This window comes from Paenarthrobacter sp. NPDC091669, assembly GCF_044756725.1.
Lineage (GTDB): Bacteria > Actinomycetota > Actinomycetes > Actinomycetales > Micrococcaceae > Arthrobacter > Arthrobacter bambusae_C.
Genome location: NZ_JBIVTK010000007.1, coordinates 139,300 through 153,163 on the forward strand (window position 1 = coordinate 139,300; position 13,864 = coordinate 153,163).

Consider the following 13,864-nt stretch of genomic DNA (forward strand, 5'->3'; position numbering starts at 1 on the left):
AGGCAATGAGCTCAAGCTAAGCATGCTTATTGATTGCCCGCCATAGGCCGCTCCCAGTCACGGCTGTGGCTTGCTGGCCTTGCCGTCCAGCCAGAGCATGTCCGACTCGTCCCGGTGCGTGCCGTCCGAGCCCACGTGCTTGCTGTCGATCTGTGGGCCCTTCTTAATGACGTGCACCAGCGCCATTCCATGGCCGCGCCCAAGTTCATAGTCGGCTTTGAGCCATTCAAGGATGGTCCCGGCCTTCACCGAAGGGTCACTGAAGCCCTTGGATTCGGCGATTTCAACCAATTTCCTCGGAGTGAGGCCGGTCTTGTCTTCAATGGCATCGAGATAAGCCTGGAATGACATCGACGTCACCTTTTCGTTGTAGATTTCAGGGACAGGACTGCGGAGTCTGCGTGAGCCACATCGTACCGCCGCCAAGCCCCCGGTATGCGGGGCTTCGATGTACGACTCGCTGAGGTAGGGCCGTGAAAGCGTCAGCTCAGCATTAACGCGGCGGTGTCCTGCGCGGGTACCGGGCTGCTTGCCGGCGCCCCTACACTGATCGCATGATGAGCCGACGGTGGCCTCCTTTTGTTGTGGGTATGGCCATCGCTGTGACTATGCCCCTTTTGGCCGCGTGCGACTCCGGCGGAACCGGTGACGGCGGCTCCGTTTCGGATCCCTCCAGCGGAAGATCAGGCCCTATCGCCGTTGAGGTCAACCAGTCCCGGGACCAATATGGCAAGCAGGCCATCCTGCTGCAGCTCACCAACACCACGGACGCTCCCCTGACGGTGACCGCCGCCCGGCTGCGGTCCACGCTATTTGCCGATGACATTTCCTGGGAGCCGTCGGAAGGCGGCCTGGAGTTGCCACCCCGTCAGCCAAAAAGCCTTCCCGCAATCTTGCCCGCGGCCGCCTGCGAAACATCAGGGGATGCGTCACCGGAACTCAACGCCAGAATCACTTACGCAGCACCGGGCAAAGAACCCGCGGAGGGGATCACCGACGCTTCCGATCCCTTCGGTGTCCTGACCAGAAACGCCGGCGAGCTGTGCCTCGCAACAGAAGTCGCCGCCGTCTCCGCCATAGTTCTGGACCCCGCACTTGAGGTGGCAGCGGACGGTCGCACCGCCGTCGTGCGCCTTGTCATTACGCCAGCCACGCCGGGTGGATCGGCAAAAAGCCTCACCATTGAATCGATCGACGGAACCACTCTTCTGGTGGAGGCTCCCTCTGATCCCTGGCCTCGGAACGTCACCATCGCACCCGGTGACTCCACACGCGATTTGGCCTTGCGCATCAGACCTGCGCGCTGCGACCCACATGCTGTCGCCGAGGACAAGGTGGGGACACTCCTGCCATTAAGGATCACAGTGGGAGAACGGCAGGGGTCGGTGAAGATCGCAGCGTCGAACGAGCTCCGCGGCCGGATCTACGACTTCGTCACCGCCGCCTGCGCCACTGCGGGCTAAGCGCGCCTAGCCGAGAGTGGCCAGGGCGCGGGGAGCGCACTCCACTGTGACCTTGACGTTCGCTTCAACGCTCTTCACCTCGCCATCCATTTGATACGGCAGCGGCTTGAGCGTGGTGAATTCGTACTTGCTCATGCTCGGTTGGTCACCCAAGCCCTGCGTGGTGGCCTTGAGCGCAGTCAGGAGAACGCGCCACTTGGGCATGTGCGGGAAAGTGATGACCTCGAATTTCCCGTCGGATGGGTGGTTTGCCGCTTCACTGAGCGTGGCGTACTTGGCCATTTCATTGATGTTGGCGAAGACGAGGCTGTCGAACTTCCGGCGCTTCCCGTCAGCCGTGCGAATACCAAAGGGCTCGAACTTGGAAAACGTCTGGATCACGGTGACCATTTCCGTCAGGGCACCTTTACTGCCCTTTTCGAGTTCAGTGGCCACCACCGGGGTCAAGCCGAATCCGATGTAGGAATGCGCGTATTCGAGGGGCTCATTCTCTTTTTGGCCCGTATGGATGCGGAGAAGGTCAATGTTGTGAACATGGCCTTCCGCGATGGCTTCTTCCAACGGTTTCGTCGCCATGATCCTGCTATGGTCGTTGGCGTTTCCGGCAGCCCTGACTGCACAGACAGCCCTGGGGTTCCCGGCCTGCATCACACCATTAACCACCTCGTTGTAGCCGCCATCGCCGCTGACGGACACCACCAGGACGTCTCCGCCCCTGCCGGCCGCTTCCCTCGCCAGATCGACGGCGTGTCCGGCGTGCTCGGTGGGCTGGAGGATGATCTCAGGCTGGTAGGAGAGGAGCTCCTTCAGCCGGTCATGCAACTGCTGCGCCAACTCAGGCGCATCCCCCGTGCTGTTGGGGTTGAAAATGATGACGATCGACTCAAAGGTCCGGGCAGAATCCACAGTGTGCTCCTGATTCATTGCGAGGTCCCTCTTCAGGCGGTAGTTTCCCTCGGAAGTTCCCATAGTATTCGCAAAGCCGCTGGGGTTTCGGATGAGCCCTGAACGTGCAAGCATGAAAATGCACGTTAAGAAGCAGGATCCACCTCAATCAGCCTGATGCAGTTTAGTGCTGTGTCAGGAGTCGGGAAAGGTTCATGGAAGACTCACGCCAGACGGCCCGATCACTGGTCATGGAGCATGAGATCACCCTGGACGATTTATGGGCTTGGTATTGGGCCAACGGCGGGAACGCCAGGCCATGGGATTTCGACGCCTACCTCTTTGGCATCCAGGAGCGGGATCCCTTTGACCTGAAGATCCTCACGTGGGCCATGGAAGATCTTGAGGCGCGTTCACTGCTCTGATTCCCCTAAGGCATTGCTGCATGGGCCGGCGAAATCACGCATCAGTGTTTCCGTCGTCTTTCCGCCGCGAGCTGGCCAGCAACCCTGCTGATCAGTTGGTACGGGATTGGTTTGGTCAAAGGAAACTTCAGGGTTCCTTTCCCGGACAGATACTGCTCCAACTCGTTGTTCAGAGTTTCGTCTCCACGAGGGACCGGATACACCGAAATGTGGTGTGCCCAGGCAGCGAAATACACCACATAATGCCCATCAATGGTGACTGTGGGAATGTCATAGCTGATCATCTCGCCGGCATCGGGAACTGCTGCGTGAATGCTCCTGCGGATTTCCTTGAGGATCAGCTGAGTATGTCAGCCTGATCGGAGCCCACCAGGACGGCTTGATTGGTACCCACCTCTGCGACATGCCGGACCTGATGACGGCTTGATTGGTACCCACCTGTGAACGTTGATCCCATCCAATTGGGATCTACCACGGGAGGACCAGGATGGGGTCAAGAGTGGAGTTGTTCGCGGGAATTCGGAGAGACGCCAGGGTCGAGGAGCTGTCGATTCGAGAGCTAGCGCGCAGGTACCAGGTATCGCGGAAGACCGTCAGACGGGCTCTGAGCTCACCGATTCCCCCGCCACGAAAGACGCCACAGAGAATCTCGCCCCGGCTTGAGCCCTTCAAGTCTGCGATAGACCTGATGTTGATTGAGGACACGACGGCACCGAGGAAGCAGCGCCACACCGCTAAGAGAATCCTTGCCCGGCTGATCGAGGAGCATGCAGCGCAGGATCTGTCGTATTCAACGGTGCGGGATTACGTCAGAGTGCGTCGAGCCCAAATCGATGTTGAAGCCGGTCGGCGGGTTGAAGTGTTCGTGCCGCAGGAACACGCCCCAGGCGCCGAGGCCGAAGTTGATTTCGGTGAAGTCTGGGTTGTGTTAAACGGGGTGAAGACGAAATGCCACATGTTCGTGTTCCGGCTCTCCCGATCCGGCCGCGCTATCCATAGGATCTATCCAACCCAAGCCCAAGAGGCATTCCTTGAAGGGCATATCGAGGCTTTCCGGGAAATCGGCGGCATCCCAACGAAACACATACGCTACGACAACCTGACCTCCGCAGTCACAGCCGTGGTGTTCGGACAGGGCCGCCAACGGGTCGAGAACGAGCGGTGGGTCCTGTTCAAATCAGCCTTCAATTTCGACGCCTTTTACTGCCAACCAGGAATCGCCGGGGCTCACGAGAAGGGCGGGGTTGAGGGTGAAGTTGGATGGTTCAGACGAAACCGTCTCACACCCATGCCGGTAGTGGAGTCCCTGGATGAACTCAACGACAGAATCCGGGTCTGGGAAGAACAGGACCAGCGGCGCCGGATCAACGACAGGATACGAACAATAGGCGAAGACTTCACCGCCGAACAACCCTTCCTCGCCCCTTTGCCAGCCGAAAGCTTCGACCCCGGGCTGGTACTCACCCCCAGAGTCGACCGATCCTCGATGATCACAGTCCGGATGGTCAAATACTCCGTCCCGGCACGGCTCATCGGCAGGAAAGTCCGCGTCTCACTCCGGGCTTCCGAAATCATCGTGTTCGACGGCAACACGGTCGTCGCCCGCCACGCCAGGCTCTCTGCCAAAGGCGGCCAATCGGTACAGCTCGATCACTACCTGGAAGTCCTCAGAACCAAACCCGGTGCCCTCCCCGGATCCACAGCCTTGGCCAGGGCGCGGGAGACCGGCGCGTTCACTTCCGCGCATGACGCGTTCTGGGCAGCATCGCGCAGGGTCAACGGTGACGCGGACGGGACAAGGGAACTGATCGAAGTTCTGTTGCTGCACCGCTCCATGGACGCGGAGGATATTCAGGAAGGGATTGCCGCTGCTCTCTCCGTCGGTGCTGTCAGTGCCGATGTCGTGGCGGTAGAGGCCCGCAGGCACGCTGCAAGCGTCCCGGCTGTGACAGCAGGTGGGTCCGGTTCAGGCCGTCATCCCGGTGCTCACGACGAAGTGAAAGTGCAACAAGTTGTCAGTCTCACCCAACGCCGCCTCATGGACCCAGCAGCCGTCATAGCCGGCCTGCCTCAGGACAAACGTCCGCTGCCCACGGTCAACATCTATGACGAGCTGCTGGCTAAACGCACTCAAACCCCGGCATCCGCAGGAACTGCCACAAAGGAGAACATCTCATGACACCCACGGCCCCAGCAGCTTCAATCACCCCCGTTCTGCGCAGACGCCGAGGACTCACGGAGCAGGCCGCCGTCGCGGCCGTGGACCAGGCCTGCCGGCGACTGCGCTTACCCACTGTCAGGGCTGTCTTGGACGAAGCCCTGGCAGTAGCCGGGAAAGAACAGCTGTCGTATCAAGGTTTCCTGGCTGAACTGCTGCTGGCAGAGTGTGATGACCGGGACCGGCGCTCCTCAGTCCGGCGTGTCAAAGCAGCAGGTTTCCCGAGGGACAAGTGGCTCGGGGACTTTGATTTTGAAGCGAACACGAACATCAACCCCGCCACGATCCACACCCTGGCCAGTGGCGACTGGATTCGGAAAGGATCCCCGCTCTGCCTCATCGGAGACTCCGGGACAGGCAAATCACACCTCCTCATCGGCCTGGGAACCGCCGCGGCTGAGAAAGGCTTCCGGGTCAAGTACACCCTGGCAACACGGCTCGTGAACGAACTCGTTGAAGCTGCAGACGAGAAAATCCTCGCCAAAACCATCGCCCGCTACGGCCGTGTGGACCTGCTCTGCATCGACGAGCTTGGCTACATGGAACTCGACAAACGCGGTGCCGATCTTCTCTTTCAGGTCCTCACCGAACGTGAAGAAAAGGCTTCCGTCGCGATCGCTTCCAATGAGTCCTTCTCCGGCTGGACGAAGACGTTCACCGACCCGCGGCTCTGCGCGGCCATCGTGGACCGCCTCACGTTCAACGGCACCATCATTGAAACCGGAACCGACTCCTACCGACTCGCCCACACCATCGCGCAACAAGCCAGCTAGCCGCAGACAAACGAAGAGCGGCTGGGCGTAGCTCGACTGCCGGGCGGTCGCTAAGGTAGGCCACCACTACACACCCGAAAGAGCGTCCCGCAGAATGCGGAACGCTCTTCGGTTGAGGCAACTAGCTAGGTTGGCCCGGGACCTTTCTGTATGAACGTAGTGTCCCGGCAGCGCGATTGGCCAAATAGACCAGGCGCACCACGAGTAGCAACCACAGCGCCGGCCCAGCAAACATCACGATGCTCTCCAGGAGTGTGAAGTATCCAAAACCTGTCGTTTCCACTCGGTTACTAGAGATCCAAGTGAGAACCCACGCATACATGAGCAGGAAAACGGTCAGCGCCGAGAAAGCGGCGAGTGTAAATCCGAAAGTTCGGGATTCCTTGCTGTTCCAAACTGACATGGTCGTTCCTTTCAGAGATCTACCAGTTGCACCCATGGATCCAGTAGTGGTTGTAATTCCAGGTTGTGCCACGGTAGTTTTCAAGATCCCAGCTCGGGCTACCGCCACTGCTTGCAAAGGGAGCCCCGTTCGCGTGACAGGAGAACTGCTGGTACAAGTTCTCATTCTGAATGGTGGGCCCCATCTTGGTTACGGCCTCGGGCCACGAAGCGATGAATGCTTGTCCGGCCGACCATGCAACACCCATCATGGGCGTCGTGTTGAGGTGTGCAACCAGGCTGCTCCCGGAGCCCGTCCACCAAGTGGCGCTGAACAGGTCTACACCCAAATATGGGTCCGCGACAACCGGGTACTTCAGTTCCAAAGACGTGTGATTGACAACTTGCCGCAGCAGCGATCCCTCGACCTCGTAGTGTGTTTCCACCTTGGAGCCGCCTGCATCAGTTGCCCAAGGCGGTGCCACTGCCCCAAGATAAGATCCAGCCGCGTCGAGGATCAGCACCCCACCTTCTTCAACCAGCTGCAAGGTGGAACCCGCGGCAGCCTCAATCTCGTACTCGTAGATAGTCGGTGCTGCTGGGGATGAAATGATCGTATGGACAGCGACGCCGCCCTCTTCCTGCGGAACGGGCACCGTCTTACTCCCGTTCCCGTTGTCGAACGAAACTATGCCATTCCCTAAGTGGGAGCCGTTGGCGTTTCGATCCCCAAATGGCAGCCTCAGGCCTATCTCATGGCCAGTCACGGACGACCTTACCTTCAGCCTGTCCGCAGAACGACTAGGAAGGACAGCTCGGTTCCGGGCGTCCTCTGGAAGGCTTCGAGCATTTGCGACTGCCTCCGGCGCGGCCGCGGAGATGACAGAGAGGTCATCTGCTTGAGTGGGCGGTGCATGGCCAGCACTCAGAGTCGCAGCAACCAAAGCTCCAATTGCTGTCGCTGCTGCCAGCCTGCCAGTGCGCACGAAAAATCGGTTCAATCTTCCCCCAAAGACTCTGTACTGCTACGCGATCTACGTATATGTGCACCCTGCCTTGTATGACTCCATCCGTCAAGAACCTAACAAACGCATGAAACACGCCAAACAAAGGATGCGTCCCGGATTCTCGCAGTAGAAAACAACCAACACCGTCTGGACAACACGGGTAGTGCATCTCCGTTTCAGCCTCGCCTTGACAGCGCGGATGGGCATCAGAGCGGCATGCAAGCCGTCCCCTTCCGTGGCCATAAGTGGGCACCAAACAAGCCGTCACGGTGGTACCCAATAGAGTTGACACAATCAATCAGCCGGGTGGCCTCAGGCTGGGCTGCGATGTAGGCGTCCACCGTTGAGTGTTTCTCAGCCATCGTCATTCTCCCTCACCTTGATTGCTCAGCTCTCGCCGGGAAAACGTCCGCCGATCAGCCTGGTCATGTGCTCAGCGGTAGCCAGCAGGGGCTCCACCCAAGCCTCGCACGTCTTCAGCGGCATCCGAAGGGTTGGTCCACTGATGGTTACGGCACCCACGAGGCCGGCGGCCGAATCGAAAACCGGCGCGGACAGCCCTGATGCACCGTCTTCCCGCTCACCCACGGTGATGGCAAACCCGTCCGCGTGGGCCTTCCTTACGGCCGCTTCGAGCTCCTCGGAACTGGTGATGGTGTAGTCCGTGATGGATTCCAACGGATCCTGCAGGACAGCTTCCATCAATTCCGGTGACCAGGCCAGGAGCACCCTGCCTGCCGACCCTGCGTGAAGCGGGACAATCTTCCCCAGGTGCATCTCCCGGCGGAGTGCGTGATGCGTGTCTGCCATGGCCACGCAGACCCGGTAGTGCTGCTCTGCCTTGAAGAAGCACGCAGTCTCGCCGGTGGTATCCCGCAGTGCCTTGAGCAGCGGACTCAGGATGTCCACCACCTCCATGCCGCGGGTTGCCGGCGCTGCCCAGTAAGCCATCCGCATGCCAATGCGGTACGCGTCGCCCTCCCGGTCCAGGAAGCCCTGCGACGTGAGGTTCGTGACCAGTCGCTGCACCGTTGACGTGGGCATGCCGGTGAACTCGCGGATGTCGGCCAACTGCAAGACAGGCTTGGACAAAGAGAAAGCATCCAGGATGGACGTGATCTTGCCCAGGACAAGCAAAGGGTTGCCGTTGGCCTTCGCGGAGGCATCGGATGCTGACATAGGACTCACGCTAAACGCTCAGACAGGGTCGCGCCAATCCCGCCGGTAGGGTTGCAGCATGGGGACAGTTCTGGAAGCCGAAGGCTTGCTGGTGGGATACGCCGGGGCTCCGGTGTGCGGGGAAGTTTCTGCATCCGTGGACGCGGGTGAGGTCTTGGGAATAGTGGGTGTCAACGGCGCCGGGAAGTCCACGGTAGCCCGCACTCTTGCGGGTCGGCAGGCGTCCTTGGCCGGCGACGTTAAAGTCCACGGCCTCCTCATCGACCCGGACGCCGTTCCCTTCCGCCGGCAGGTTTCCGCAGTGTTTGACGACGACCTCTTCTTCCCGTCCCTCACAGTTCGGGAACACCTCCTCCTCATCGCCCGCGGCCATTCATTGGAGAACCCCGAAGCCCGCGTTGAGGAAGAACTGGATTTCTTCGGACTCCTGGGCAGGTCGCACGCCATCCCCGACGCCCTCTCTTCCGGCCAACGGCGCCGGCTGCTGCTGGCAGCAGGACTGATCCGCCCGTCGTCGCTCCTGATCCTTGATGAGCCGGAGCAACGGCTCGATCCACGGATGCGGGTGGCCCTCGGTGAGCGCATCGCCGCCCACGCCAACGACGGTGGCGCAGTGGTTCTGGTAACCCATGATCCCCAGCTCCTGCTCGCTACCGCCTCCACGTGTTTGGTGATTGACGAGGAAGTCCAGGAATTCGATCCGGACCAGGGGGCCTCGATCATTGCCGGCTCCTGACATGCTCACGCTCGAACCGGCCGGTCAGAACAGGGAGCTCGCTGCTGACATTGTCCGGTTTACCCGCAGGTCCGCCCGACGCTACAAACGCAGTCGGATCACGTGGGGCGACAGGTTTGTCGATGCCTACAGTTGGGGCCTCGGCATCGGAGTGTCCCTGACCATCGCGGCCTCGTTCATTCTCGCACTGCGCAACGAACTCGCAGACCGTGCTTCCACCACCGGCAGCATCATTGGCGAGCAATGGCTGGTCCTGCCGGAACCTGTGCTGTGGACATCCGTGACCTTCGCGGTCCTTCTGGTCATCAGCAACCTGGCACGCAAGCTCGGACCCATGACAGTGAGTGGCGCGGAGAGCACTTGGTGGCTGACTCTTCCGGTGGATCGCCGTCCCATGGTCCTGCCGCCGTTCCTCCGCAAAGTCGCGCTCACAGCAGCCGGTTCGGCCATCATGTACCTTCCCTTCAGCATGGTGACCGCCATTGACCGCGTCCCCGTTGAACACGTTTTCGCGGCCCTCACTTTCGGCGGTGCGGGCGCCATTGCGGTGGTCCTGGGAGCCGTGCAACAGCTCGGCCTGCTGGGACCCCGTCTGGGTAAGGCGACCACCACGGCGGCGGTTCTGGGTTGCTCGCTCCTTCCCGCATTGTCGTGGTCTCCGTGGCCAACAGCGCTGGTGGGCCTCGCCGCCGTCGGACTCCTGGCTCTTGTTGTGCCGCGGTCCGGACGCGTGCGGGGTGAAGAGCTGGTTCGCGGCGGAGCTGTGGCGGGACATGCGGGGGCTTCGCTGTTCATGATGGACGCCAATGAGGTGCTGCGCGCCTTGAGCGGCGGCCGTCAAAGGGTCGACGGCGGCAGGGCGGCCCGCTTTTACGCCCGGCGCACGCACGGCCCCCTGAGGGCACTGATCCGTGCTGATGCAGTTGCCTTCCTCAGACTCAATCCCCCGTTGATGCCACCCATCCTGTGGCTTGCTGCCTGCATCGGGATGTTGCTGGTGGAAGGCGGGTTGCCGGAGTTCGTGCAGCTGGCGGTCATCGTGATCGCGGGGTGCGCCACGGCCTCCGGGTTGGGGACCGTGGCCCGTAAAACCGCCCTGGTTCCTGAACTCGACGCCGTACTGCCACTTCATCCGGCACTTGTCAGGACCAGCCGCACGCTCATGCCTTGCCTTGCCATGTGCGTGTGGATGGCGGTGCTCAGTGGACTGTTGGTTCTCCTCGGTGCCGCGGATCCGTGGTTGGTGTTGCTGGGTGCCCTGGCAGGCGTGGGCATGGGCGCGGGAACTCTCCGCGCGGCCGCCAGAACGCCGCCGGACTGGACCGCTCCGCCGGTTGAGACTCCGTTCGGACCTGTTCCCCGTGCGCAGGTGGGCTCCCTGCTGCGCGGGCTGGACGTGACCATTTTGGCGACCATCCCGCTGCTCGTGGCACTCTATCTGGCGTACGTTCCATCCATCGTCCTGATGGTGCAGGCCGTGTTCAGTGCGGGGATTTTCCTGGTGGTGGTCCTGTCAAGGCCCAAGCGCACGTGACAGCGGGGGCACTGCCTTAGAGCAGCACCGTTCCTTCGATGCACGTGGCCGACGCTCCACCCACCCAAATCGCGCCGTCCTCGGCTTTGACATGGACCCTGCCCGCCCTGCCCAATACGGTGCCTTGGGCTGCAATGTACTCCTCAGGCGCCCGGCCGCTGCCGATCAGCCATTGGGCCGCGCCGGCGTTGAAACTACCCGTGACCGGGTCTTCCACCATGGCGTCGCCCGGAATAAACGTACGGACTTCAAAGTCGACGCCCGCACCCGCCTGATGCGGTCCGATCACTCCGACCTTGAGGTTACCCATGGCAGCGAAATCCGGTTCGATGGCAAGGACTTGTTCCGCGGATCCGAGCAGCACGCCGATCCACGTGGGTCCGTTGACCAGCCATGAGGCGTCCAGCAGATCTTCCTCTGGAAGACGCAGGGCTGCAGCGAGCTGCGTCCTGATCCTGTCATCCACAGGACCAAAGCGCGTCAGCGGCGGGGCGGCGAAAGCCAAACGCCCGGCGTCGTGCTTCACCCTTACCAAACCGGCGCCGCACTCCTGAACCAGGACGCCGTCAGCCTTGGGCACTCCCCCGGCCTGAAGCCAGGTGTGCGCCGAACCCAGCGTCGGATGCCCCGCGAAGGGGAACTCCTCGCGGCCCGTGAAGATCCGCACCTTGTAATCCGCCAGGGGGTCCGTGGGAGGCAGGAGGAACGTGGTCTCGGAAAGGTTGGTCCAGTTGGCGAAGTGCTGCATGGTCCCCGTGCTGAGGCCTTCGGCATCGACCACCACGGCAAGCGGGTTGCCTCGGTAAGGCTGGTCGGAGAAGACGTCCACCTGGTGGAACGGGCGGCTGCGCAGGGCTTCTGAAGTCACCGCTGCAGGCTATCACCGGTTGCTGACCGGTTTTGCTGACGCACCCGCCCAGCGTCTGCGAAACTACCCCTATGGCAGAGAACAAGACCCAGCCCACGGACGTGTCCGTGGAAGAATTCCTGGCCGCCGTGGAGCACCCGACGCGGCGTGCGGACGGTTTCGAGCTGCTGGAGATGATGCGTGACATCACCGGCCAGGAAGCCGTCATGTGGGGGCCGTCGATCGTTGGCTTCGGCAGCTATCACTACAAATACGAGACCGGCCGCGAAGGCGACTCGGCCGCCGTCGGATTTTCACCACGCAAAGGCAATTTGGCTCTGTACGGGCTAACGTATGGTCCCGACGCAGACCGGCTTCTGCCCGAACTCGGCAAGCACAAGACCGGCGCCGCCTGCCTCTACGTCAACAAAATCGACGACGTGGACCGCGACGTCCTCGCGCAGATGATCCGCACGGGGTACCAGCACGTCATGGAGGAGCTCCACACCTCCTGATTCCCGCCACAAAAAGACCCCCACCACCGGAATCCGGTAGCGGGGGCCTTAGATGCAATCAGGGACTACTTTGCTGCAACGACCTCGAGGTCGATGACAGCGGAAACGTCCTCGTGCAGGCGAACGTTGGCCGTGTACGAACCGACAGACTTGATGTGGTTCGGCAGTTCAACGTTGCGCTTGTCGATGGCGCCGAGGCCAGCGGCCTCAACAGCAGCAGCGACATCAGCAGGCTTGACGGTGCCGAAGAGACGACCGGACTCGCCGGCCTTCACCTCGAGCTTGACCTTCTTGGAGGACAGAGCCTGGGCCTGTGCCTGTGCAGCCTCAACAGAAGCGTGCGCACGAGCGGCGCGGGCAGCCTTGATGGACTCAACCTGCTTCTCGCCACCCTTGGACCAGGTCAGAGCGAAGCCGCGGGGCAGCAGGAAGTTACGTGCGTAACCGTCCTTGACCTCGACGACATCGCCAGCAGCACCGAGACCGGTTACTTCGTGGGTCAGAATGAGCTTTGCCATGTTAGTTAATCCCTTCCCTTAGCCGCGGCCAGCGCCGGAGTAAGGCAGCAGAGCAACTTCGCGGGCGTTCTTGATTGCCTGGGCGATCTTGCGCTGTTCCTGAACGGTAACGCCAGTAACGCGACGAGCGCGGATCTTTCCGCGGTCGGAGATGAACTTGCGCAGCAGTGCTACGTCCTTGTAGTCGATGACGGTGATGTCAGCGGCCTTCAAGGGGTTGGACTTTGGTTTGGGCTTACGGAGTTCAGCCTTAGCCATCGTGGAGCTCCTTTTCTATGGAGCCCGTGGATATTGATCCACGGGATGGTGGTGTTCGACGGCGGTTGTCACCAAGGTGCCTCGCGGCAGTCCGGGTGAGCGTCCGGCGTCGGACGTTTATGTTTTGTTTAGAAGGGAGGTTCGGAATCCGGGCCGTTGCCCCAGCCGCCAGCATTGCTGACACCGGGCGTAGCCCAAGGGTCATCCTGCTGCTGTGCGGGCTGGTTGCCGCCCCAGGTTCCACCGGAGTTGCCGCCGCCCTGCTGGTTTCCACCAGGAGCGCCACCTCCAAAGCCACCGGAATTACCGGCGTTACCGCCACCGAAGCCGCCCTGCCCACCGCCGGAGCGCTGGGTACGGTTGACCTTGGCGTTTGCGTAACGCAGGCTGGGGCCGATTTCGTCGACCTCAAGCTCGATAACGGTGCGCTTTTCGCCTTCTTTTGTTTCGTAGGAACGGCTCTTCAAACGGCCGGAAACGATGACGCGCATGCCCTTTGTGAGGGACTCGGCCACGTTCTCGGCTGCTTCGCGCCATACAGATGCGCGGAGGAACAGGGTTTCCCCGTCCTTCCACTCATTGGACTGGCGGTCAAAGGTCCGGGGAGTAGAAGCGATGGTGAAGTTCGCTACTGCTGAGCCAGACGGGGTGAACCGCAGCTCGGGGTCATTGGTGAGATTACCGATGACCGTAATAGTGGTTTCGCCTGCCATCTACTGCCTCCTTGTTCGTTCCTGCGGGATAAAGATCTGGAAGGGGCTGATTACTCAGCAACGACCTTCTGGTCTTCAGGACGGATGATCTTGGTGCGCATGATCGTCTCGTTAAGAGACAGCTGGCGATCAAGTTCCTTGGCGGTAGCCGGTGCTGCGGTGAAGTTCACCACGGCGTAGATACCTTCGGACTTCTTCTTGATGTCGTACGCCAGACGGCGACGGCCCCAGATGTCTACCTTTTCGATGGTTCCACCATCGGTGGTGATGACATTGAGGAACTTCTGAAGCGACGACTCTACGGTACGCTCTTCGACCTCGGGGTCGATGATTACCATCAATTCGTAAGGACGCATATGTGAACCCACCTCCTTTGGGCTAAGCGGTTACGGTATTTCCGTAACAGGAGGTT

The 13,864-nt window shown here is 61.0% G+C and carries 17 protein-coding genes; 7 read left to right on the forward strand and 10 right to left on the reverse strand.

The window, feature by feature from the left end; all coding sequences use genetic code 11:
• Nucleotides 1–57 precede the first annotated feature (57 nt).
• Nucleotides 58–351 (reverse strand): DUF4287 domain-containing protein, encoded by a 294-nt coding sequence (locus tag ACIQLI_RS13340; protein WP_354515579.1) that lies wholly within the window; start codon nt 349–351, stop codon nt 58–60.
• A gap of 203 nt (nt 352–554) precedes the next feature.
• Here ACIQLI_RS13340 and ACIQLI_RS13345 point away from each other — a divergent pair, with 203 nt between their 5' ends.
• The gene (locus ACIQLI_RS13345) at nt 555–1,463 is read left to right on the forward strand and encodes a hypothetical protein (protein WP_400389133.1); all 909 of its coding nucleotides are present in this window, start codon (nt 555–557) and stop codon (nt 1,461–1,463) included.
• Between the two features lie 6 nt (nt 1,464–1,469).
• On the opposite strand, the gene ACIQLI_RS13350 is transcribed toward ACIQLI_RS13345, so the two are convergent.
• Entirely contained in the window at nt 1,470–2,387 is a 918-nt protein-coding gene (locus ACIQLI_RS13350) for a diacylglycerol/lipid kinase family protein (protein WP_400389136.1), read from the reverse strand.
• A gap of 176 nt (nt 2,388–2,563) precedes the next feature.
• Here ACIQLI_RS13350 and ACIQLI_RS13355 point away from each other — a divergent pair, with 176 nt between their 5' ends.
• Nucleotides 2,564–2,773, forward strand: a complete 210-nt coding sequence (locus ACIQLI_RS13355; protein ID WP_089597024.1) for a hypothetical protein — start codon at nt 2,564–2,566, stop codon at nt 2,771–2,773.
• Nucleotides 2,774–2,814: 41 nt separating this feature from the next.
• Here the strand turns inward: ACIQLI_RS13355 and ACIQLI_RS13360 are convergent, their stop codons facing one another.
• Entirely contained in the window at nt 2,815–3,114 is a 300-nt protein-coding gene (locus ACIQLI_RS13360) for an iron chaperone (protein ID WP_400389540.1), read from the reverse strand.
• 146 nt (nt 3,115–3,260) lie between these two features.
• Here ACIQLI_RS13360 and istA point away from each other — a divergent pair, with 146 nt between their 5' ends.
• Both istA and istB read left to right on the forward strand, forming a co-directional pair.
• On the forward strand, nt 3,261–4,952 hold the full coding sequence (gene istA, locus ACIQLI_RS13365; RefSeq protein ID WP_400389139.1) for an IS21 family transposase: 1,692 nt from the start codon (nt 3,261–3,263) through the stop codon (nt 4,950–4,952).
• Nucleotides 4,949–5,764 (forward strand): IS21-like element helper ATPase IstB, encoded by an 816-nt coding sequence (gene istB, locus ACIQLI_RS13370; RefSeq protein WP_400389142.1) that lies wholly within the window; start codon nt 4,949–4,951, stop codon nt 5,762–5,764. Before istA ends, istB begins: the two co-directional genes overlap by 4 nt.
• 422 nt (nt 5,765–6,186) lie before the next feature.
• Here the strand turns inward: istB and ACIQLI_RS13375 are convergent, their stop codons facing one another.
• Nucleotides 6,187–6,801, reverse strand: a complete 615-nt coding sequence (locus ACIQLI_RS13375) for a hypothetical protein (RefSeq protein ID WP_400389145.1) — start codon at nt 6,799–6,801, stop codon at nt 6,187–6,189.
• A gap of 738 nt (nt 6,802–7,539) precedes the next feature.
• On the reverse strand, nt 7,540–8,331 hold the full coding sequence (locus ACIQLI_RS13380; protein WP_400389148.1) for an IclR family transcriptional regulator: 792 nt from the start codon (nt 8,329–8,331) through the stop codon (nt 7,540–7,542).
• 58 nt (nt 8,332–8,389) lie between these two features.
• On the opposite strand from ACIQLI_RS13380, the gene ACIQLI_RS13385 reads away from it, so the two are divergent.
• Entirely contained in the window at nt 8,390–9,067 is a 678-nt protein-coding gene (locus ACIQLI_RS13385; RefSeq protein WP_354231410.1) for an ABC transporter ATP-binding protein, read from the forward strand.
• Nucleotide 9,068: 1 nt separating this feature from the next.
• Nucleotides 9,069–10,601: a DUF6297 family protein gene (locus tag ACIQLI_RS13390; RefSeq protein ID WP_400389151.1), complete on the forward strand. Its 1,533-nt coding sequence runs from the start codon at nt 9,069–9,071 to the stop codon at nt 10,599–10,601.
• Nucleotides 10,602–10,617: 16 nt separating this feature from the next.
• Here ACIQLI_RS13390 and ACIQLI_RS13395 read toward each other — a convergent pair whose 3' ends face one another.
• Nucleotides 10,618–11,469 (reverse strand): PhzF family phenazine biosynthesis protein, encoded by an 852-nt coding sequence (locus ACIQLI_RS13395; protein WP_400389154.1) that lies wholly within the window; start codon nt 11,467–11,469, stop codon nt 10,618–10,620.
• Between the two features lie 71 nt (nt 11,470–11,540).
• Between ACIQLI_RS13395 and ACIQLI_RS13400 the strand changes: the two genes are divergently transcribed.
• Nucleotides 11,541–11,963 (forward strand): DUF1801 domain-containing protein, encoded by a 423-nt coding sequence (locus ACIQLI_RS13400; RefSeq protein ID WP_400389157.1) that lies wholly within the window; start codon nt 11,541–11,543, stop codon nt 11,961–11,963.
• A 65-nt stretch (nt 11,964–12,028) separates the two neighbouring features.
• On the opposite strand, the gene rplI is transcribed toward ACIQLI_RS13400, so the two are convergent.
• The 4 genes from rplI to rpsF form a co-directional block, all read right to left on the reverse strand.
• Complete coding sequence (gene rplI, locus ACIQLI_RS13405; RefSeq protein ID WP_089597031.1) at nt 12,029–12,481, reverse strand: 50S ribosomal protein L9; 453 nt, start codon at nt 12,479–12,481, stop codon at nt 12,029–12,031.
• An 18-nt stretch (nt 12,482–12,499) separates the two neighbouring features.
• Nucleotides 12,500–12,739: a 30S ribosomal protein S18 gene (gene rpsR, locus ACIQLI_RS13410; RefSeq protein ID WP_003800144.1), complete on the reverse strand. Its 240-nt coding sequence runs from the start codon at nt 12,737–12,739 to the stop codon at nt 12,500–12,502.
• A gap of 128 nt (nt 12,740–12,867) precedes the next feature.
• Nucleotides 12,868–13,452: a single-stranded DNA-binding protein gene (locus tag ACIQLI_RS13415; protein WP_354231419.1), complete on the reverse strand. Its 585-nt coding sequence runs from the start codon at nt 13,450–13,452 to the stop codon at nt 12,868–12,870.
• Nucleotides 13,453–13,502: 50 nt separating this feature from the next.
• Nucleotides 13,503–13,808 carry a 30S ribosomal protein S6 gene (rpsF, locus tag ACIQLI_RS13420; RefSeq protein ID WP_011776755.1) on the reverse strand — a complete coding sequence of 102 codons (306 nt, stop codon included), beginning with the start codon at nt 13,806–13,808 and terminating at the stop codon, nt 13,503–13,505.
• Nucleotides 13,809–13,864: the final 56 nt, after the last annotated feature.